Source organism: Methylobacterium hispanicum (assembly GCF_022179285.1).
Lineage (GTDB): Bacteria > Pseudomonadota > Alphaproteobacteria > Rhizobiales > Beijerinckiaceae > Methylobacterium > Methylobacterium hispanicum.
In genome coordinates, this window is sequence record NZ_BPQO01000013.1 from 72,676 (window position 1) to 93,147 (window position 20,472).

At 73.2% G+C, this 20,472-nt stretch carries 20 protein-coding genes; 7 read left to right on the forward strand and 13 right to left on the reverse strand.

Translation table 11 applies throughout. The features are described 5' to 3' along the window. Positions 1–2 precede the first annotated feature (2 nt). Positions 3–893, forward strand: a complete 891-nt coding sequence (locus MFF56_RS15920) for a polysaccharide deacetylase family protein (RefSeq protein WP_066924018.1) — start codon at positions 3–5, stop codon at positions 891–893. A 79-nt stretch (positions 894–972) separates the two neighbouring features. Here the strand turns inward: MFF56_RS15920 and MFF56_RS15925 are convergent, their stop codons facing one another. Continuing rightward, a complete protein-coding gene (locus MFF56_RS15925; protein ID WP_082773132.1) occupies positions 973–3,414 on the reverse strand; it encodes a bifunctional diguanylate cyclase/phosphodiesterase in 2,442 nt (813 codons plus the stop codon). 489 nt (positions 3,415–3,903) lie between these two features. Between MFF56_RS15925 and MFF56_RS15930 the strand changes: the two genes are divergently transcribed. The 3 genes from MFF56_RS15930 (at position 3,904) to MFF56_RS15940 (ending at position 6,536) form a co-directional block, all read left to right on the forward strand. Beyond that, the gene (locus tag MFF56_RS15930) at positions 3,904–4,149 is read left to right on the forward strand and encodes a hypothetical protein (protein WP_066924016.1); all 246 of its coding nucleotides are present in this window, start codon (positions 3,904–3,906) and stop codon (positions 4,147–4,149) included. Positions 4,150–4,360: 211 nt separating this feature from the next. Then, the gene (locus MFF56_RS15935) at positions 4,361–5,782 is read left to right on the forward strand and encodes a DUF1254 domain-containing protein (protein WP_238230367.1); all 1,422 of its coding nucleotides are present in this window, start codon (positions 4,361–4,363) and stop codon (positions 5,780–5,782) included. Between the two features lie 85 nt (positions 5,783–5,867). Continuing rightward, complete coding sequence (locus tag MFF56_RS15940; RefSeq protein ID WP_238230369.1) at positions 5,868–6,536, forward strand: hypothetical protein; 669 nt, start codon at positions 5,868–5,870, stop codon at positions 6,534–6,536. An 82-nt stretch (positions 6,537–6,618) separates the two neighbouring features. Here MFF56_RS15940 and MFF56_RS15945 read toward each other — a convergent pair whose 3' ends face one another. The 8 genes from MFF56_RS15945 to MFF56_RS15980 all read right to left on the reverse strand — a co-directional run bounded on the left by MFF56_RS15945 (position 6,619) and on the right by MFF56_RS15980 (position 13,965). Next, on the reverse strand, positions 6,619–8,040 hold the full coding sequence (locus MFF56_RS15945; RefSeq protein WP_066924271.1) for a TAXI family TRAP transporter solute-binding subunit: 1,422 nt from the start codon (positions 8,038–8,040) through the stop codon (positions 6,619–6,621). 123 nt (positions 8,041–8,163) lie between these two features. Then, a complete protein-coding gene (locus MFF56_RS15950) occupies positions 8,164–8,382 on the reverse strand; it encodes a hypothetical protein (RefSeq protein WP_066924269.1) in 219 nt (72 codons plus the stop codon). A gap of 234 nt (positions 8,383–8,616) precedes the next feature. Beyond that, a complete protein-coding gene (locus MFF56_RS15955) occupies positions 8,617–10,767 on the reverse strand; it encodes an alkyl/aryl-sulfatase (RefSeq protein WP_238230370.1) in 2,151 nt (716 codons plus the stop codon). A gap of 89 nt (positions 10,768–10,856) precedes the next feature. Then, the gene (locus MFF56_RS15960) at positions 10,857–11,144 is read right to left on the reverse strand and encodes a hypothetical protein (protein WP_066927082.1); all 288 of its coding nucleotides are present in this window, start codon (positions 11,142–11,144) and stop codon (positions 10,857–10,859) included. Between the two features lie 98 nt (positions 11,145–11,242). Further along, a complete protein-coding gene (locus tag MFF56_RS15965) occupies positions 11,243–11,854 on the reverse strand; it encodes an HdeD family acid-resistance protein (protein ID WP_066927086.1) in 612 nt (203 codons plus the stop codon). Between the two features lie 195 nt (positions 11,855–12,049). Beyond that, positions 12,050–12,304, reverse strand: coding sequence for a hypothetical protein (locus MFF56_RS15970; protein ID WP_066927088.1), 255 nt, complete (start codon positions 12,302–12,304; stop codon positions 12,050–12,052). Between the two features lie 376 nt (positions 12,305–12,680). Continuing rightward, positions 12,681–13,166 (reverse strand): PRC-barrel domain-containing protein, encoded by a 486-nt coding sequence (locus MFF56_RS15975; protein WP_066927096.1) that lies wholly within the window; start codon positions 13,164–13,166, stop codon positions 12,681–12,683. A gap of 112 nt (positions 13,167–13,278) precedes the next feature. Beyond that, a complete protein-coding gene (locus MFF56_RS15980) occupies positions 13,279–13,965 on the reverse strand; it encodes a sigma-70 family RNA polymerase sigma factor (RefSeq protein ID WP_197430743.1) in 687 nt (228 codons plus the stop codon). A gap of 216 nt (positions 13,966–14,181) precedes the next feature. Between MFF56_RS15980 and MFF56_RS15985 the strand changes: the two genes are divergently transcribed. From MFF56_RS15985 to MFF56_RS15995, 3 genes are all read left to right on the forward strand, one after another. Continuing rightward, positions 14,182–15,642, forward strand: coding sequence for a helix-turn-helix transcriptional regulator (locus tag MFF56_RS15985; RefSeq protein WP_066927097.1), 1,461 nt, complete (start codon positions 14,182–14,184; stop codon positions 15,640–15,642). A gap of 248 nt (positions 15,643–15,890) precedes the next feature. Next, positions 15,891–16,220 (forward strand): CsbD family protein, encoded by a 330-nt coding sequence (locus tag MFF56_RS15990; RefSeq protein WP_238230372.1) that lies wholly within the window; start codon positions 15,891–15,893, stop codon positions 16,218–16,220. Positions 16,221–16,504: 284 nt separating this feature from the next. Further along, positions 16,505–16,984 (forward strand): YidB family protein, encoded by a 480-nt coding sequence (locus MFF56_RS15995; RefSeq protein WP_066918960.1) that lies wholly within the window; start codon positions 16,505–16,507, stop codon positions 16,982–16,984. A gap of 477 nt (positions 16,985–17,461) precedes the next feature. On the opposite strand, the gene MFF56_RS16000 is transcribed toward MFF56_RS15995, so the two are convergent. Genes MFF56_RS16000 through MFF56_RS16015 form a run of 4 tightly spaced genes read right to left on the reverse strand, consistent with a single transcriptional unit; the run spans position 17,462 to position 20,374 of the window. Further along, positions 17,462–18,010 (reverse strand): hypothetical protein, encoded by a 549-nt coding sequence (locus MFF56_RS16000; RefSeq protein ID WP_066918962.1) that lies wholly within the window; start codon positions 18,008–18,010, stop codon positions 17,462–17,464. Between the two features lie 2 nt (positions 18,011–18,012). Continuing rightward, a complete protein-coding gene (locus MFF56_RS16005; protein WP_238230374.1) occupies positions 18,013–18,840 on the reverse strand; it encodes a molybdate ABC transporter substrate-binding protein in 828 nt (275 codons plus the stop codon). Next, the gene (locus MFF56_RS16010) at positions 18,840–19,673 is read right to left on the reverse strand and encodes an ABC transporter substrate-binding protein (protein WP_066927894.1); all 834 of its coding nucleotides are present in this window, start codon (positions 19,671–19,673) and stop codon (positions 18,840–18,842) included. The genes MFF56_RS16005 and MFF56_RS16010 overlap by 1 nt, the downstream gene beginning before the upstream one ends. Beyond that, positions 19,646–20,374 (reverse strand): ATP-binding cassette domain-containing protein, encoded by a 729-nt coding sequence (locus MFF56_RS16015; RefSeq protein WP_066927896.1) that lies wholly within the window; start codon positions 20,372–20,374, stop codon positions 19,646–19,648. Before MFF56_RS16015 ends, MFF56_RS16010 begins: the two co-directional genes overlap by 28 nt. Between the last annotated feature and the right edge of the window lie 98 nt (positions 20,375–20,472).

Genomic DNA, 20,472 nt, shown 5'->3' on the forward strand with positions numbered 1-20,472 from the left:
CGATGACGACGCCAGATCCGGCCGGCCACGGCCGCTACGCCTACTCCGCCCTGCCGGACCGCCCGGTCTACGACTGGCCGGGGGGAAGGCGCCTCGCGGTCTACGTGGCGCTGAACCTCGAGACCTTCGACTTCGGCTCCGGCCTCGGGGCGGAGCTGGCGCCCGGCGGTCCGCAGCCGGACGTGCTGAACTACGCCTGGCGCGACTGGGGCAACCGGGTCGGCGCGTGGCGCCTGCGCGACCTGCTCGACGGCCTGGGCGTGCCCGCGAGCGTCCTCGTCAACAGCCGGCTCTACCGGGACTGCCCCGGCCTGATCGAGGCCTTCCGGGCGCGCGGCGACGAGATCGTCGGGCACGGGCGCACCAACGCCGAGCGCCAGGGCACGCTCTCGGAGGCCGAGGAGCGGGCGCTGATCGCCGAGGCGACCGCGATCCTGGCGCTGGAGGAGGGCCGGGCGCCCGCCGGCTGGCTCGGCCCCTGGATCTCGCAGTCGCGGGTCACACCCGACCTGCTGGCCGAGGCCGGCTACCGCTACCTGCTCGACTGGTGCCACGACGACCAGCCGACCTGGTTCGCGACGCGCGGCGGCGGACGCATCCTCGCGCTGCCCTACCCGCAGGAACTCAACGACATCCCGGCCATCGTCGCCCGCAAGGACACCGGCCGCCAGTTCGCCGAGGCGATCGTGGACGGCTTCGACGAGATGCTGGAACAGTCCCGCACCGCGCCGCTGGTGATGGGCATCGCGCTCCACCCCTACATCGTCGGCCAGCCGCACCGCCTGCGCCCGCTCCGAGAGGCGCTTGCCCACATCGCGGCCCGGCGTGAGGCCGTCTGGCTGACCACGGCGGGCGCGATCGCCGAGCACGTCGCCGCGCGGGTGCCGGCCTGACGCACCGCCCGGAACCGGGCCGCCCGGGGCCCGCCGCGGCCTGGAGGATCGTCCTGGATCCGATGTGCAGGACGACGCGCTAGGCGGCCGCTGCGTCCCGTCCGGATCCCGCTGCGTCCGGCGGCCCGGCGCGGGACTCCTCCGGCCCCCGCGGCTCGGCGGCGTCCCGCGCCCGGCCGCCATGGGTGAGCTGCGCGAACGCCTCGATCGGTGCGGGGCGGCCCATCAGGTAGCCCTGGGCGGCCTCGCACTGCTCCTCGGCGAGGAAGCGCAATTCCGCCGCCGTCTCGACGCCCTCGGCCAGAACCGGCAATCCGAGGCCGCGGCCGAGGCCCAGCACGGAGCGCACGATGGCCTTGGTCTGCTCGCTCCCGTCCACAGAGCGGATGAAGGAGCCGTCGATCTTGATCTTGTCGAAGGGGTAGGTGCGCAGGTTCGAGAGGGACGAGTAGCCGGTGCCGAAATCGTCCATCGCGATGCGCAGGCCCAGCGCCTTCAGCTGGCGCAGCGTGGACTGGGCGCGCGCGGGATCGCGGATCAGCGCGGTCTCCGTGATCTCGATCTCCAGCCGCGCGGCCGCGAGGCCGGTCTGGAACAGCACCTCGTGCACCATCTGCACGAAGTGCGGCGCCAGCACCTGCACGGCGGAGACGTTCACCGCCAGCGCGAGCGGGTTGGGCCAGCCCGCGGCCTCGCGGCAGGCCTCGCGCAGCACCCATTCGCCGATCTGCAGGATGGCGCCGCTCTCCTCCGCGATCGGGATGAAGAGGGCCGGCGAGATCGGGCCGCGCTCGGCATGCTGCCAGCGCAGCAGAACCTCGAACCCGGTCGTGGCGCCCGTCCGCACGTCGGTCTGCGGCTGGTAGACCAAGTGCATCTCGCCGCGGGCGATGGCGTGGCGCAGGTCGTGTTCCAGGAGGCGGCGCTCGCGGACCTGGATGCCGAGCTTCGCCTCGAAGAAGCGGTAGGTGCCGCGCCCCTCCGACTTGGCCTTGTAGAGGGCCGTGTCGGCGTAGTTCAGGAGCAGCGCGCGCTCCTCCGCGTCGTCCGGATAGAGCGCGATGCCGATGCTGGTGGCGATCACCGGGCCGGCCGCGTCCGTGCCGCCGCCGCGCAGGGCTTCGAGGATCTGCTCCGCCAGGCGGCCGGCCGCCACCGCCTGCTCGCAGGGCACCAGGATGGCGAACTCGTCGCCGCCGAGGCGGGCCATCATCTGCGTGTCGTCGAGGAGCGCGGTGACCGCCTGGGCGACGCTCACCAGCAGGGTGTCGCCCGCGGCGTGACCGAACAGGTCGTTGACCTCCTTGAACCGGTCGAGGTCGAGGCAGAGGACGGCGAGCTTGCGCCCGGTCGCCTCGGCGAGCCGCAGCTCGTGGTCGAGGCGCTGGTTGAAGCTCGCCCGGTTCGCGAGGCCCGTGAGCGCGTCGTGATGGGCGAGGAACTGGATCTGCCCCTCGGCCTTGCGGCGGCCGCGCAGGTCGCGCACGGCGACGGCGTAGTGCGGCCGGTCGCCGTAGGTGACGGGCCGCATGATCAGCTCCACCGGGATCGGGCCGTCGGCCTCCGGGTGCAGCTCGGCCTCCACCGGCTGGTCCGGCGGGCCGCCCTGGCCGGCGCGGGCCGCCGGCAGGAAGCGGGACAGAGCCATGCCGGGCAGGGCGGTCGCGGCGAGGCCGACGAGCCGGCCGAAGCTGTCGTTGGCGCTGACGATCAGGTCGCCCCGGCACACCACCAGCCCCTCGACGGCGGCGTTGGCGAGGCTGTTCAGCCGCTCGCGCTCCAGCGCGGCCTGGCGCCGCTCGCGGATGTCGAGGGCGAGCGCCGCGCAGGCGAGGAGCAGGATGGCGAGGCTCGCGAGCCCGATGCCGACGGCGAGCCAGCGGGAGGGCAGGGCGCTCTCCGAGATCGGGATCGCGGGATCGGGCACGATGGTGACGGCGCCCATCGCGGTGAAGTGGTGGCTGCAGATGGCGACCAGCAGCAGCAGCGCCCCCGCGCCGCGCGCACGACCGGTCCGGCCCGACAGGGCGACCTGCAGCGCGGCCCCGCCGAAGAGGACGCCGAGCCCCAGCGACGCGGCGACCAGGGCCGGATCCCACCGGAGATGGCCGGCGACCTCGTAGGCGGCCATGCCGGTGTAGTGCATCGCGGCGATCCCGCCGCCGAGCACGCCGCCGCCCAGCACGGGCGCGAGCGGCACGGCGCGATGCTGCGCGAGCGTGAGGCCGGCGCCCGTCAGCACGATCGCGTAGGCGAGGGAGAGCGCGGTGAGGCCGAGGGCGTAGCCGTTCGGCACGCTCGGCTCGAAGGCCAGCATGGCGATGAAGTGGGTCGCCCAGATGCCGGACCCGCCCGCCACGGCCGCGACGCACAGCCAGGTCGCACGAAGCCGCCCGGCCGCCCGGCTCGCGTGGCGCAGGAGCTCGACGCAGGCGACGCCGGAGAGACCGCAGACCAGGGCGGCCAAGCCGACCAGCCACAGGTCATGCGCGCCCACGAAGCAACCGACGACCCTGAGCATGGCAACCTGTGTTAAATTATTTAGAGCTCAGAGGCAGTCATAGCCTAGACGGCGTTATCAAGCCCTGAATCTCCCAAGATGACGGCTCTCGTGACAAAGATTTGATCCAAATCGCGCAAGTTTCTTTCAAGTTGATACCTTGATGTGTCGATCCGCCGCAGGGCGGTGAGAGGCCGGCCGGTCGCCGCCGATCCTGCGCGGGCGCCGCCGCTGGGTCCGTCCAGCGGTGCTCCGCGGTCGGCCGTCGATGGGCGGGGCGGTCCCGGTGCCGGCTCGCCGCCGGACGGCACGTCGAGAAGCGACGAGGCGCGCGGGTGAGCCCGCGGCCGCGAGGCGGCCGGCGACGATTCCGGCGCAGGCCCGGACAGCATTCATAAAGTCTTGGGTGCCGACCGGGCCGCCTCGAAACCGGCACGGAACCGTATCGCCGGGCTCGTTGTTCCTGGGCGTCCATCGTCCTCCAGCATCCGTACAGGAAAGGACTTCCCCATGCGCAAGGTCATGACCCTCGGCTTCGTCGCCGCCGCCCTCGCGGGCCTGGCCGCGCCCGCCACGGCCGAGGAGACCACCGTGATCCGCCGCGACAGCGCTCCGAGCGTCTCCGTGGAGCGCCGGGAAGGCGTCGTCGAGCGGCGCGACATCACCACCGGCACGGTCGATTGCGGCTCGAAGACCGTCCACAAGGAGGACGGCATGGGCAACTCCAAGACCGTCCACAAGGAAGGCTGCAACTGAGGAGCGCCCCTCCGGACCCGACGGGTTCCGGAGGCTCGTCCGCGGCGGCCGGGAGCCGTCCCAGAGCCCGCCCGGCCTCCGCCGGAGCGGGCTTCTTCGCATGGGTGCGCAGGCCTTTGATCTGGATCAGCCCCGCTCCCGCGGGGGACCGCCATGATCCGGCGGGTGCTCGGCGCGTCGCCGAACCGCCCCGCGCCCCATGGAGAGACGGATGCGCACATGGCCGATCCTGTCCGCGCCGGGCGTCCTCGGCCTTCTGCTCGTCGGCACTTGCGCGCGCGCGGACTCCGCACCGCCCGCCCTGCCGCCGTCCGACGAGGTCCGCGAGATCGCCGCCGACGCCTACATCTATGCCTACCCGCTGGTCCTCATGGAACTCACCCGCCGTCAGACGACGAGCGTCGCGGAAGCGACCACCGCGCTGGCGGCACCGGTCAACCGCTTCGCGCATCTCGAGGCCTTCCCGGATCCCCGGTTCACGGCGGTGGTGCGGCCCAACGCCGACACGCTCTACTCCTCGCTCTGGTTCGACGTGACCGCCGAGCCCCTGGTCATCGGCATCCCGAACCCGGAGGGCCGCTACGTCCTCCTGCCGATCCTCGACATGTGGACGGAGGTGTTCGCATCGCCGGGCTCGCGCACGACCGGGAACGCCCCTCACACCTTCGCGCTCGTCGGGCCGGACTGGAACGGCACCCTGCCCGAGGGCGTCCAGCGCGTGCGCAGCCCCACCGGTATGGGCTGGATCATCGGACGCACGCGGACCGACGGTCCCGCCGACTACGCGGCGGTGCACCGGTTCCAGCGGGCGATCCGGGTCGCCCCCCTCAGCGCGTGGGAGGGGGGCGGCACCCCGCCGCCCGGCCCCGCGAGCCCGGCCCCGCGCAGCGACAAGCCGCCGGTCGAGCAGGTGGAGGATCTCGAAGCGCCGGCCTTCTTCGCCCTCTTCAGCGAGGTCGCGAAGGCCAACCCGCCGCACGCCGTCGATCACCCGATCCTCGACCGCATGCGGCGGATCGGCCTCGTTCCCGGCGCGATCGATCCCCGGAGCCTGCGGCCGGAGGTGCTCCAGGCCCTCGCGGAGGCCAAGGCGCCGGCCCTGGCGCGCATCAAGGGCGTGTTCCGAACCGCGGGCCGGTTCGTGAACGGCTGGCGCACGAACTACACGGCGATCGGCACCTACGGCGCGGACTACGTCCACCGGGCCGGCGTGGCCTATGCGGGCCTCGGCGCCAACACGATCGAGGATGCGGTCTACCCGACCGGGCTGGTCGATGCGGACGGCAGGCCCTTCGACAGCGACAGGCGCTACACCATCCACTTCGAGAAGGGCGAGATCCCGCCGGCGCGCGGATTCTGGTCCCTGACCCTGTACGACGCGCGCCAGCTCTTCGCGCAGAACCCGATCGACCGCTACGCCATCGGCGACCGCGACCGCCTGACCTACAACCCCGACGGCTCGCTCGATCTCCACGTGCAGCGCGAGAGCCCCGGGGCGGGGAAGGAAGCGAACTGGCTGCCGGCCCCAGCCGCCGGCCCCTTCACGCTGAACCTGCGCCTCTACTGGCCGCGGCCGGAGGTGCTCGACGGCAGCTGGAATCCGCCCGCCGCGAAGGCGGCCGACGGCATGTGAGGCCGGCGCGCCGGGGCAGCCGGGACCCGGGGCCGCCCGGGGCTGGCCGCGCACGCACCGACCCGAGATCGACCGGAGGTTGCCAGTGCCTGCCCCACGCCCCGCCCCCCGCAGCGACGGCGACGCGACCCCGCCCCTCGCCGCCGCCTACCGGGACCGACCCGCCCACGGGCAGCGCTCGATCGCCGCGCGGGTGGCCGCCGAGACGAAGCGCTACCTGGGCCTCGCCGCCTACCTGCTGGTGATCTTCGGCACCCTGATCCTCTTCAGCCTGAACGTCTACGCGCGCGCGGACCGGGACGTTCAGCACTATCCGCGCCACCATTTCTACGCGATCGGGCTGATCAATGCCCTGGTTCTCGCCAAGTTCATGCTGATCGCCGAGGCGGCGAAGCTCGGATCCTTCGCCATCGGCCGGCGCCTGGATCGGGGGCCGCTCGCCTACGCGATCCTGTACCGCGCCCTCCTGTTCACGGTGGTGCTGGTGGCCGCCTACGTGCTGGAGGAGGTGGTGCTCGGGGCCTGGCGCGGACGCTCGCCGCGCGACGTCCTGCCGGAGCTGGCCGGCGGCCCGCGCGGCCTCGCGTCCTTCGCCTGGGTGATGTTCGTCGCGCTCGTCCCGTACTTCGCCTACCGGGCGCTCGGGCGTGCCCTGGGTGCCGACAGGTTGCGCGCCCTGCTGTTCGGCAAGGAGCGTGGCGAGGGGCTTGGCGAGGGGCGTGGCGAGAGGTTCGGCGAGGGCGAGTCCGGCTAGACGGGCAAGGGGCAAGGGCAGGGGAAGCGCGACGGGACGGCGCGCGTGCGGGTCGAGCGAGGGCCGCCCGGCTCGTGCGGCCTCAGCGGGCGACCACGAGGGTGGGGCCGGCCTGGTGTCCCGCCTCCGGCCCGAGGCCGGCGCGCCGCCGGTCGAGGGCGTGCCGCGCGTGCACGAGGGCCGTCGAGAAGGCCGACATGCGCTCCGGGCTCCCGGCCGCGGGCGAGCCGGCGAGCACCGCCGAGACGAGTCCGTGGAACTCGTCCTCCAGCGCGGCGAGCCCGTCCCGGTCGGCGCGGGGCGCGGCCTCGGCGATCTCGACCAGCCGCCGAACCGGGCGCCAGTCGGCCTCCGAGCGGCGCCGGGTCCAGCGGGCTGCCGCGGCGGCGAAGAGCGACCCGGCCAGGCTCAGCACGAGGCCGCCGACCGTGAGGTAGCGCTGGACCTGGTCGAAGAAGCTCTGGTCCCCGTTGCTGAGGTAGGCCGCCACGCCCGGATGGATGGGCAGGATCGGGCTCTTCTGGTCGGGATCGGGCGCCTCGATCTGGTTGGCGAGGGGCGAGACCTCCGCGACCTTGGCCTTCGTGGTCAGGATCGAGCGCGCGATCGCGGCCGCGACGACGTCGGGCATCAGCTCCGAGGCGACGAACCGGTAGGTCACGGCCAGCGTTGTGACGGTGTCGTGCGGCACCGCGGGCCTCGCCCGGAACGCTCCGGCCGGCACGTCGATGGGCTCGAAGCCGGGAAAGCGCCGGCCGATGGCCTCGGCCTCGTCGAGCGCGAGGAGGCCCGGCGTTCCCTTCGTCGCGCGCGCGAGCGCGGCGACCGCGTCCACGGCCTCGCCCGGAGCCGCGGGGCCGACCGCGAGGATGGCCGCGAGCTTCTTCTGCCGGACGGCCTGCGCCAGCTCGTCCGGCGGCAGGACGACGCGGCGGACGTCCGCGGCGGCGATGTTGAAGTAGGTCAGCACCGCGTCGAGGACCCGGGCGTTGGCCTCCTGCAGCGGTCCGGCCGGGATGCCGACCGCCTTTCCGGCCAGGTTCGCGACGGAGCCGACATGGCTGCCGGGCGGCAGGACGAAGGCGACGACGTCCCTGCGCAGGATCACGATGGTCTGGGCGTTGGGCGGCGGCCCCGCGTCGCTGCGTACGATGGCGAGGTCGGTCCGGCCCTCCTCCAGAGCTTTGGCGCTGCCCGCGAGGTCGTCGACCTGCACGAGGGTCAGGCTGACGCGGGGATGCTGGACGCTCGAGACGGACGCGAAGGCGGCGATGAAGCGGTAGGCCGTGCTGCCGGGCGGGCCGGTGGTGATGCGCAGGTTGGCGTGCGGCGACCAGACGTGGGCGAGCGCGAACCCGGCGGCTGCGACGAGCAGCAGCCCGGCGGCGGCGAGCGCGCGGCCCCGTCCCCGGCGCCCCGGCCGGCGGCTACCGGGGCCGTCCGGACTCGACCGGCCGGGATCGGTCGCGGCGGGCTCGATTGGCACGGGCTCGGCGTCTCGCATCGTCACCTCGCGCTCCCGACCTCGCTTCCGGCCGCGGACACCGGCGCGTTCGGGCGGCGCCCGGCCGATCCGGCGGCGATCTCGCCCGGTCGGGCCGGGGACGCGCCCCGTGGCCCGCCGGCCTCAGGACCGCGCCTTGCGCTCCTGATGGAGGCGCTTCTTGTTCGGGAGTGCCCTGGAACGGCCGACGGTGACGCCGGCCGTGGACAGGCTCCGCCCGGCCACCCCGTCCGCGGGCGCGGGGCCGGCCGGCAGAGCCGGCGCGGCGGTCGCGAGCATCGGCAGGACCAGGATCGTGCCCGCGGCCAGAAGCGCGCGGATCCTGCGGTCGATCTTGCACATGTGCCCTCACTCCTTCTCGAGCCCGGGGACCGGCGCCGTCGCGCCTGTCGGGCGCGCCCCTGGAGGACGATGCGCCCGGCAAGGCCAGCATCCCCGCCGACCGCGCTTTCGCGTTGATTCACGTCAAGACGCGATCCTGCCATCCGGGGACGGGGCCCGGATGTCCTGGAGCGGATGCTCCCCGCCCGGATCGGGATCGTACGGGGAGCATCCCCGCCATCGGGCCGGCCTCGGCTACTCGGCGACCGCCCGGCCGGGATCGGCCCGGTACGCGTCGGCGCACGCGCGTTCCCGGGGGGCCGATCGCGTGCCCGGCATGATCTCGAAGCGCGGATCGAAATCGACCATCGTCGCGGCCAGCCGTGCCAGGATGCGCGCGTCGCCCTGAACCGTCGCGGTCCCGTCGGCGATCTGCGCCTCCAGGGTCGTGGCGCCGGCCATCGTCCGCTCGAGATCCGCGCGGTCGATGGTCAGGGTCAGGTCGGGCTTCTCGGCCTGGAAGCCCGCGATGTTGGTCAGCGTCGCGTTCTCCATCTCCACGATGAAGCGCTCGCCGGTGTCGGGCGTCACGAGGTTGATGGTGAAGCGCATCCCCTCCGCCTTGCGGCTGTCCATGCGGATGCCGAGGAAGTTCAGGAACATCTCGGTCGTCATCGCCCGGACCACGTCGGGACTGCTGGAACGCGCCGTCTCCCCCTCCGGGATGCCGCTCCGGAGCTCGTAGGCCCCGGCCAGGAAACTGTTGCGCAGGCCGGGATTCTCCTGCTGGTAGCCGATCTGCTCGAAGATGTCGGCCAGGAGGTCCTTGGCCGCCTCGTTCCGCGGCTCCGCCTGGACCAGCGTGTTCACGATCTCCTGGGCCAGGAGATACCGTCCCGCCTCGTGCAGGCGCCGTCCCCGGGCGAGGATCGCGTCCGCTCCGCCCATCATCTCGACGTAGAGGGGCGCGCTCTCGGCGGCCGGCAGGGGGATGAGCGTCGCCGGGTTGCAGTCCCAGAAGCCGAGGTAGCGCTGGATGACGCCGCGGCTGTTGTGCTCCGGGGAGCCGTGGTAGCCGCGGCAATGCCAGGTCTGCTGCAGGCTCCTCGGCAGCGCGTAGACGGTGTGGATCTGGTTGATCGTGACGCCCCGGTTCGCGAGGTGGAGCACTTGGTTGTTCATGTGGGCGTAGAGGTCGCGCTGCGCCCGCAGCACCTCCTGGATCCGCGCGTTGCCCCAGCGCGGCCAGTGGTGGGAGGCGAACATCACCTCGGCCTCCAGGCCGAAGCGGTGGAGCGCCTCGTTGATGTACTTCGACCAGTTGAGCGGATCGCGCACCGGAGCGCCCCGCAGCGTGTAGATGTTGTGCAGCGACGCGACGACGTTCTCCGCCATCCAGAGCGCCTTCATCTCGGGGATGTAGGTGTTCATCTCCCGCGGCGCCTCGGTGTCGGGCGTGTTCTGGAAGACCATCCGGACGCCGTCGACCTCGATCTCCTCGATCGGCTCCGCCACGGAGCGCGTCGGGGCGATCAGTCCGACCGCGCCGGCCGAGACGCGCTGTCCCAGGCCCTGGCCGACATAGCCGTGGGGTGAGGCCGGCAGCAGCAGGCCGTACTGGTAGAAGAGCCGCCGGTTCATGGCGTTGCCCGCGTACACGTTCTCGGCCACGGTGTGGGCCATGAAGCCGGCGGGCGCGATGACCGGCACGCGGCCCGAGCGCACGTCCGCCTCGTCGACGAGGCCACGCACGCCGCCCCAATGGTCCGCGTGGGTGTGGGAGTAGATCACCGCCGAGATCGGCCGTCCCGCGCCCACATGCTCCTGGAACAGCGCCCAGGCGGCGCGCGCGGTCTCCCGGCTGACGAGGGGATCGAACACGATCCACCCGGCGCGGCCCCGCACGATGGTGAGATCGGACAGGTCGAGGCCGCGCACCTGGTAGATGCCGGGGACGACCTCGTAGAGACCGTAATTGTTGTTGAGCCGCCCGATGCGGGCCAGCGACGGATGGATGCTGTCGAACGCGTCCGCCTCGTCGAGGAAGCGGAACTGCTCCATGTCCCAGGCCGCGTGGCCGGCCTCGGCCGGGATGGTCATGGCCCTCATGGGGGCGATCAGCCCCCGGCGCTGCTCCTCGAAGTCCCGCTCGTCCGCGAACGGAAGGCTCGCGCGGGCCCGGGCCAGGACCTCGCGGGTGAAGGCCGACGGCGGCTTGCCCCGCGGATGGAAGTGCTGCCCCGGGGCGAGGGCCGCGCCCACCTGCCCGCCCGCCTCCTCGCCCGCCTCCGCCCGGTCCGGGGCCGCCTCCGCCGTGAAGGAGCCCGGGACCGACAACGCCGTCCCCAGGGCCATGCCCATCCCCACGCCGGGCAGCGTCTTGATGAACGCGCGTCTCGTCGCCATCGGCCGAACTCCATCCCGGGCAAGATTCCGGGCAAGGCGGATCTCGACGGGCCTCGCGTCGTCGCGGCGCGCAACCCCGCGTGAGGCCGTCAGCGCCAGGCGCAGACGCGCCGTCCCCGCCGCCACCAGCAGACCCGGCGGCGGCGGCGGGGGACGACGACGACCTGTGCCTTCTCGACGCGCGCGTCGTCCGCGGCGACGGGAGCGTCGCCGGGAGGCGCCTCGCCGAGGGGGACGTCGCCGACGGGTCCCGCCCTCAGGAGCACCGCCTCGGCGGCGCCCGGCATCAGGGCCAGGCCGGCGGCGGCCGCGAGCGCGGAGCCGAAGCCTCCGAGCACGGCGCGACGAGACGGCGATCGACGATGCAGCGGTCCCATGATGATCCTCCCGTGTCGGATGCCGGCGTCCGGCCGAGGGCAGGGGGCGAGGGCAGGGGGCGAGGGCAGGAGGCCTGTCTCCCGCCGCGAGCGGCCGTTCAGCGCGCCGCGACCCCGCCGCGGGGCGTGAAGCGGTTCGCAGGGACCGGCGGCCTCCCGAACAGCCCGACCCAGCACCACGAGAGGCCCGCCGCGATCAGGTCGCAGGAGACGAACAGGCCGATCGCCCACAGGCCCGAATACGGCCATTGCGCGATGATGGCGGCGCCCAGCAGCACCGAGAGCACGGCGAAGAGGATCACCGCGGCGCGGGAGATCTGCGCGTCGTGGGCGACGGCCCAGATCGCCCGGGCCACGCCCGAGGCGATCAGGGTCAGGCCGAGGACGAGCGTGAGGGCGAGCGAGGCCGCGAGCGGCTGGAAGACCGCGTAGAGGCCGCCGACGAGGTACAGGAGGCCGGCGAGGAACCGCACGGCGCGCGAGCGCCAGGCCTCGCTCTCCCCGGGCTTGGCCAGCGCCTCGACGATCTCGACGATGCCGGCCACGAGCAGGAGCACGCCGTACCACAGCGTGCTGGCGATCGTGAGGGTCACCACCATGAACAGGCCGGCGATGCCGAGCAACAGCAGCACGCTGCCCACGGCAACGAACCAGCCACGCCCGCGCCCCGCGCCGGCCGGCGCGCTCCCAAAGGTTGCCGTGCCGCTCATAACGACACCTCCATCATGGCGTGCGACATCATGGGGGCGATCGGATTGTCCGCCCGATCGACAGGCTAGACCCGCCGCGCGCAGGGACACTTGAGCCAGATCAAAACCGGACGGACCCGTGAAGGCCGCTGCCGGCCGCGCGAGCGGACCCTCGCCGGCACGGCGGCGTCGGGCCGCCGCCCTTCCTGCGGCAGATCAGGGGCGGGGCGGCGGATCGTCAGCGCCCGCGGCGAGATAGCGGGTCAGCAGCTCGCTCGTGGCCCGGTCCGCGTAGGCGTCGGGATCCTCGCCCGGCCAGGGCGGGACGGCCTCGGTGACGGCACCGCCCCGCAGCAGGTCGGCGAGCTCGCCGGGCGTGAGGCCGGCCTCCGTCGCCTCCCGCATGGCGCGGTCGGCGTAGAGCCGCGCCTCCGCGCCGGACCGGCCCTTCCCGGGGACGCCGTCAGGCACGGATGTCGGATCCGCTCGGATCGCCGGGCGGAACGTCCGGTCCGATGCCCGGGCGCGGCGCCTCCGGCGGGACGTCCACCGGCGCGCAGGGCTCGTCCGGACCGAGCGGGCGATCGCGCGGGAGAGGTCGCGGGCCGGGCTCGGCCGGCGACGGGTTCGGCTGGCCCAGCTCGGCCATCGCTGCTCCTCGTCTCCAGGACAGGGATCGGGGACCGGCCGCATTCCCGGACGGGCATGCGGGGCCGGCACGACCGCGTCGCCGCCTCGCGGGGACGCGGCTCCGGCCCCCATCCGTCGTAGGTAGGCATGCCGGGGCCGCCCGCCCTGAGCAGGATCTACCGGTACGCGAAGATTTTCGGGCCCGCGTGCGGCCGCCTCACCGCTTCGGCTGGGATCCGAGATAGACGTATTCCGGCGCGGCGCGCAGCTGGTCCTTGTCGGTCTCGATCACAGCGTCGAGCGCCCCGCCGTCCTTGCGCGCGAGCCGCAGGGTGTCGGGGGCCACCGCCACGTACTTGGCGTTCAGGCCAAGGAAGCCGCCGACGCTGACCACATAGGCCTTGATCGCGCGCTTGTCGTCGAACACGACGTCGGCGACCGAGCCGATCGTGTCGTTGGCGCCGTTGCGGATGCTGGTGCCGATGAGCTTGGAGGCGACCACGTCCTCGGGTGCCTGGGCCACGAACTTCGCCTTCAGGTCGTCGTCCAACGTCGCCGGCGCGCTGGGCACGGCGTCCGAGGCCTGGGATTGGGAAGGGGTCTGGGGAGCGGGCTGGGCAGGGGTCTGCGCAGAGGTCTGGGCAAGGGCCGGGACGGACGCGCAGGCGAGCAGGAGCGCCGGGAAGAGGGCGTGGCGGGTCATCGGGATCCTTCGGTTCGACGTGCTGAGGGGGGAATGTGCGTGCGCCAACGCGGCCGGCGCCTTCCGGATGCATCCGGAAGGCCGCCGGTCCGTCATCGGTTCCGGGCGGGCATCACGCCCGGCCGAGTTCGGCGGCGAGGCGCTCGCGCGCCCGGCTGACGCGGCTCTTCACCGTGCCGGACGGGCAGCCGATGATGGCGGCCGCGGACTCGTAGGACAGGCCCTCGACCACGATCAGGAGCAGCGCCTCGCGCTGCGCGGGATCGAGCCGGTCGAGGGCCGTGCGCAGGTCGCGCGGATCCGGCCCGGCCTCCTGCCCGGCCTCCTGCCCGGCCTCCTGCCCGGGCGAGCCGGCGGGCGTCGCGGCTCCACCGAGGGCCTCGGGCCGGCCGCCGCGTCTGCCGTCCACGAAGGCGGCCCGCAGGACGGTGAACAGCCACGCGACGAGGCTGCCGCCGGGCGGGAGCCCGCGCCGGTGCTCCCATGCTCTGAGCAGCGCGGTCTGGACGAGGTCGTCGGCCTGCGCGAGGTCGGGGTGCGTCAGGGCGAGCGCGTAGCGGCGCAGCCGCGGCAGCGCTCCGATCAGCGCGTCCTTGAAACCCGCCCGCACCTGTCCCTCGGCCTCGGCCGCGTCGAGGGCGCCCGACAGGCGCTCGACGACTCGCCCAAGACGAGAATCAATCTCTAAAAAAACAACCTCTGGATAGTATTCCCGCAATTCCTGCCCGAGCCGGGCGCGAACGATCGGGATCACGGCACCGCGCTCGGCGGGCTCCGGCACCTGTTGGTCGCTCTGCATCACGGGAAGGTCACTCGTGGCGGACCGGAAGAGGGCGCCCGTCTCGGGCCCCGGGGTTCCATCCGGGCGACGACTTATTTCTGGTCGATAACGTTTGCGTCAATAATACGGCTATACCAGTGAACGACTGAAGCCGCGTGGAACCGGCATGGGCGCGATCCGTTTGTGCACCGCTGCCGACCGGGCAGCGTTGCGGACGAGGGAGCGCTGCGAACCGTGACGGCGGACGTCGACCGGCATGAACTCCGGCAGATCATCGCCGGCCTGAGCGAGGGCGTGATCCTGGTCGAGCCCGACCAGACCATCGCCTACGCCAACGCGGCCGCCCTCGCCATGCACGGCGCCGCCTCGATCGACGAGCTCGGGGCGACGGTGGATGCCTACCGCGAGCGCTTCTGCCTGCGCTACCGCAACAACCGGGCCCCCGACGCCTACCCGATGGAGCGGGTGGTGGCCGGCGAGCGCTTCCACGACGTGGTCGTCGAGGTGACCCGCCCCGACCGGCCGGATGTCGATTTCGTGCACTCGCTCAGGAGCCTGGTCGCCACCGACCGGGCGGGCAAGCCGAGCTGCCTCGCCCTCATCCTCAAGGACGTCTCCGGCCAGTTCGAGGCCGAGGAGCGCTTCGAGCGGACCTTCAACGCCAACCCGGCGCCCGCCGTCATCACGCGGCTCTCCGACCTGCGCCACGTCAAGGTGAACGCGGGCTTCCTGGAGATGACCGGGCACACCCGCGACGCCGTCATCGGCCGCAGCGTCTACGAGGTTGACGTGTTGGCCAACGCCCGCAACCGGGATCTCGCGGTCTCGCGCCTGCACCAGGGGGGCACCATCCCGCAGATGGAAGCGTGCCTGGACCTGCCCGACGGCGCCAGCCGCTTCGTGATCGTGGCGGGCCAGCCCATCGAGATGGGCGACGAGCCCTGCATGCTCTTCACCTTCGCCGACCTCGAGTTGCGCAGGAAGGCCGAGACGGCCCTGCGCCAGAGCGAGGAGCGCTTCGCAAAGGCCTTCCGGCTCACCCCCGTGCCGACCGTGCTGGCCCGCTGCGAGGACCTCCAGGTCACCGGCATCAACGAGGCCTTCACCCGCGTCTTCGGCCTGGGCGAGGACGGGATAGTCGGTCGCACCCTCGTCGAGACCGGGCTCTGGGTCGCGCAGACCCAGCGCCAGTCCTTCGAGGCCGCCCTGGCGCGGGCCGGCCACGTGCTCGGCGCGGAAGTCTGCCTGCGCCACGAGAGCGGGGCCCAGCTCGACTGCCTGGTCTCGGCCGAACGGGTCGAGATCGGCGACGCCGTCTTCGTTCTGCTGGTCCTGCAGGACATCACCGAGCGCAAGCACGGCGAGCGCGAGCTGTTCGAGGCCATCGAGACGGTGATGGCCGACACCTCGTGGTTCAGTCGCGGGCTGATCGAGAAGCTGGCGAACCTGCGCCGTCCGGGCCGCGAGAGCGGCGACGCCGCGGCCCCCAACCTCACGGTGCGCGAGCGCCAGATCCTGAACCTGATCTGCTCCGGTCTCGATGACGATGCGATCGCCAGAAAGCTCGGCCTGTCGCGCAACACCGTGCGCAACCACGGCGCCGCGCTCTACCGCAAGCTCGGCATCCACAAGCGTACGGAAGCGGTGGTCTGGGGACGCGAGAACGGCTTCCCCTATCAGGTCGGCAGCCTCTGAAGTCCATGGAACTGGTATTTTCGTATCCTTGACCATCCGCGGATCGCGCACACGTCAGGCTTATCCGGGCCCCCTTCGCGGCAGGAGGCATCCGTGATCGCGCACGCGAAATCCGCTTCCGCCGAGCCGCTCCGGTGCTCGGCGGAGCAGGCCATCGGCCAGTGCACCGGCAATGCCCGGGGCGAGGCCGGGCGGCGTCATCCGGAGCCTCCGGCCGCCGTCCCCGATCGACACCAGAGGAGAACGAGATGATCGATACCGACAGGATCACGGGTGCCGCCAAGGCGTTCGGGGGTGCGGTGCAGGGCGCCGTCGGCGATATCGCCGGCTCGAGGCAGGATTCGGTCGAGGGCCGCCTGCGCGAGGCGGGCGGCCGGGCCGAGAACCTCTACGGTCAGGCCAAGGACGCGGTCCGCCACGCGGCGGACGAGGCCTACGACCACGCCGAGGATGCCTACGAGCGCGGCCGCGACTACCTGCGCGAGGGCCACGACCGGTCCGCCGCCTACCCGCACGCCTCGCTGCTCGTGGCCGGCCTCGTCGGCTTCGGTCTCGGCCTGCTCGTCAGCAAGCTCTGACGCACGCCCTCCCGTCCGACTGCCACCGACCCGACACGGGACCGGAGGACCCGCGCAGGACCGGACGACCCGCGTGAGACCGACGTCCGGCGCCTCCCCGTCGCCGCAGGCGATGCCCGCACGATCCATCTCGACGCGATGTCGTCGGGGAGGATCGTCGCGTGCGCCGCACGCCGCATCCGATCCCGCGAACCGGTCCCCGCCCCGGGGCGGGGGCCGTCCCCCGGCCGGCACCGCCGGCCACCACACCGAAAACCACACCGAAACACGAGAGAGGCGACCCGATGAGCAAGGGATATCCGTCGATGACCGCCCTGCTGGGCCTGCTGGCCGTGGCCGGCTACCAGAACCGGGACAAGATCGCCGAATGGCTCGGCGGCAAGGCCGGGGAGACGCACCGCTCGCCCGTGCCGCAGGTGCCGAACGCCGCGCCCGCGACCGGCATGCCGGCGAACCTGGACCGCCTGCTCGGCGGCGTCGGATCGGCGGGCATCGGCAGCCTGATCGCGAGCGGTCTCGGCGAGCTCGTCGATCATTTCAGCAAGGGCGGCCACGGCGAGACCGCGCAGTCCTGGATCAACCCGGGGCCGAACCGGGACATCCGGGCGGCGGAGCTGGAGCGCGTCATCGGGCCGGAGACGCTCGCATCCCTCGAGGAGCGGACCGGCCTGAGCCGGAGCGAGCTGCTCGCGCGGCTGTCGCGCGAGCTGCCCGCGGCGGTGGACCGCTACTCGCCGGACGGGCGCCTTCCCACGCTCGGCTGACCGCCCGCGATCGGGGAAGATCCCGGTTCCGCCCGCCGGCGGGAGCCTCGGGCTCGGCAGGCGCCGGGCACCTGCCGCGGCGAGCGGTGCGGAGGATCGGCTCAGGCGACCGACGCGATGTGCTGCGCGACCCGGCGCACCTGCGACGACGGGTACCAGCGGTCGCCGCGCGCTCGGCGCGCCGCCTTCGTTCAGGGCAAGGGCGACCTGCGCGAAGGTGGTAGCGTCCGCGGCGCGCGGCCGTCGGCGTCGCGATCGATCTGGGAGGCGACGTGAACCTGATTCATACGCGCCGCACCACGGGACGGGAGCGTTCCGGCCGCCGCCCGGCACCGGGCGCGACCGTCCCCCCGGCCCGGCGATCCGGTCGTGAAAGACAGATTCTACGTGCTCGAAATGAACACGCCTTCCGTTGAGAGGTCGATGATGGTGGGCGAGGGTGCGCCGTGGCGGCGCGGGCCGGGAGGGCCTGCCCCATCAATCGGCCCGGAACAGGCCGACGGCGACCTGATCGACCGGGGCGCCGCTGAGCTGGATCGTCACCGGCCCGGGCTCGAGCCGGAAGCGGAGGCTCTTGCGGACCGAGGGACATCCCTTCTGCCCGCTCTGGCCGAGGGACTTGAGCGACGTCCGCCCGTCCTGGCTGACGTCGATCCACGCCTCGCTGGAGACGGTCACCTGGTAGACGCCGCCCGGCACCGCGGGCGCCGTGACGAAGCCGCCGAAGGTGTCGGGCTTCGGCGCGCGCTCGGGCGGGACCGGAAAGTTCGCCTCGGCGGCGGGCCTCAGCCGCAGGCTCACCGCCATCGTCCCGGCGGGCAGCGACGCCCCCGGCGCGAGCACGGGAAGGCTGGGCTCCGCGAAGGCGGCCAGCTCGCGCTGCACGGACCAGGCGAAGCGCTCGCAGGCAGGAACCTCCTGCGCCACCGCCGGGGCCGCCGACAGGATCGGCAGCCCCACGAGAGCTCCGGCGAAGCCTGCCGCGCAAAGGAGGGCCGCGCGCAGGAGGCTGGTCGGACGCCGCATCGTCATCGCTCCTCCATCGGAGTGTTGGGTGCCGTGAAGCCGTGCCGCGCCAGGACCGCCTGGCCCTCGGGCGACAGGATGAACAGGGCGAGGCGATAGGCCCCCTCGGCGGCGCCGTTCATCACCGCGAGGCCGTAATCGGCCCCCACCGCGATCGCCTCCGGCAGGTCCACCACCCGGGCGCCCGCGACCTCGCGCGCCGCGACGCGCGCGTTCGTGCAGTAGGTCAGGAACAGGTCCGCCTCGCCCCGCTCGACGAGGGTGCCGTACACGCTGCGCTCCGTGGCCGGCTTCGGACTCGCCGGGCCTCCGGTGAGCCGGAGCGCCTTGCCGGCGAGCACGGCCAGGCTGCCGGGGCGCTGCGCGTCGATCCGGCGGAAGACCGCCCAGGCATAGTCTCCGGACGGGTCGGATCCCGGCGTCGAGGTGCCCAGCTTGATCCGCGGATCGAGCATGCGGTCCACGATGTCGGCGCCGGTCGTCGCCAAGCCGGGACGCGCGAGCGCGCAGAGGCGGTTGCGGGCGAACAGCACCGCCGGACCGCCGCGCCCGGCCTCGGCCAGCGCCCGCGGGTGCTCCATGTTGGCGGAGGCGAAGACCTCGGCGGGCGCCCCGCCGACGATGGCGTCGCGGAGCAGGCCGGAGGCGCCGAAGGTCGCGTCCACCCGCGGACCGCCGGCCGCCTCGTAGGCGCGCGCCACCTCGGTCAGCGGCGCGCGCAGGCTCCCGGCCGCGTGGAGCCGGACGGCGTCCGCCGCCTGCCCGGGCGATGGCAGGGAGGCCATGAGGGCGCTCGCGAGGCCGAGGACGGCGCGCAGGATCGCCCGCATCAGGGCTTCCCGACGGCCTCGGCGTTCGGGAAGAACAGCTGCTCCCCGTCGATCTTGTAGTCGGCGATCGCCTGCTGGCCCTCCGCCGAGACCAGCCAGTCGATGAAGGCCTGGCCCTCCTTCACCTTCACCTGCGGGTGCTTGGCCGGGTTCACCAGCATCACGCCGTACTGGTTGAACAGGCGCCGGTCGCCCTGGACCAGGACGGCGAGGTCGCCGCGGTTCTTGAACGACAGCCAGGTGCCGCGGTCGCTGAGCAGGTAGGCGTTCATGGCGGAGGCGGTGTTGAGGGCCGGCCCCATGCCCTGGCCGATCTCCTTGTACCAGTCGTCCCGCCCGGTCCCCGGCTCGATGCCGGAAGCCTTCCAGTAGCGCAGCTCGGCCGCGTGCGTGCCGGACCGGTCGCCGCGCGAGACGAAGGGCGCCTTGGCGGCGGCGATGCGGGTGAAGGCCGCCGTCACGTCCTGCCCCTTCGCGCCGGCCGGGTCCGCCTTCGGGCCCACCACGACGAAGTCGTTGTACATCACCTCCTGGCGGCGCACGCCCGCGCCCTCGGCCACGAACGCCTCCTCGGCGGCCTTGTCGTGGACGAAGACCACGTCGGCATCGCCCCGGCGGCCGACATCGAGGGCCTGGCCGGTGCCGAGCGCCACGACCTTGACGCCGATGCCGGTCTTCGCGGTGAAGCGGGGGAGCAGGTGCTTGAACAGGCCGGACTGCTCGGTGGAGGTGGTCGAGGCCACGGTGATCGTCGCCTGCGGCTCGGCCCGCGCCGGCCCGGCGGCCAGGAGGGCGAGCGCGGCGCTCAGAAGGCTGCGGCGTAGGATGTCCATGGCAATTCTCGCTTGATGTAGGCGCGGGCTTCCGCGGAGCGGGGTGCGGAGAGGACCTGGCGGGTCGGGCCGTGCTCGACGGCGCGTCCCTCCGACAGGACGAGGACGTCGTCGGCGAGGCGGTCGACCTGGCCGAGGTTGTGCGAGACGAGCAGCACCTTGGTGCCGGCGCGCGCGGCCTCGCGCAGGAGACCCTCGATCACCTCGGTCGCCGCGGGGTCGAGGTTGGCCGTCGGCTCGTCGAGCAGGAGGAGATGCGGCGCGCTCGCCAGCGCGCGGGCGAGCGCGAGGCGCTGCTGCTCGCCGCCCGACAGCTTCGTGGCGGGATCGTCGGCCCGCGCCAGGAGGTCCACCCGCGCGAGCGCGGCCCGGACGCGCGCGTCCCGCTCGCGCCGCGTGAGGCCGAGATCGGACAGCCCGAGGGCGACGTTGTAGGCGGCACTCGCCCGGATCATGGCCGGGCGCTGGAACACGAAGGCCCGGCGCACGTGCGCCCGGCCCGTGCCGATGCGGATCGTGCCGGAGGCGGGCAGGAGGAGGTTGTCGATCAGGCGGAGCGTGACGCTCTTTCCGGCGCCGTTCGGACCGATCAGCGCGGTGATGCCGGGCGCGGTGATCGCCGCGTCGAGGCGGTCGATGATCGTGCGCGCGCCGACCCGGTAGACGACCTCATCGAGACGGACGGGGGGTGCAATGCTCATTCGACCCGGCGGGACGCTGCCGGCACGACGTGGACGGCGGGCCGACACGCCACATCATGTGGGGCCCGATCAATATGAAATCGTCTGCCTATGCGCTC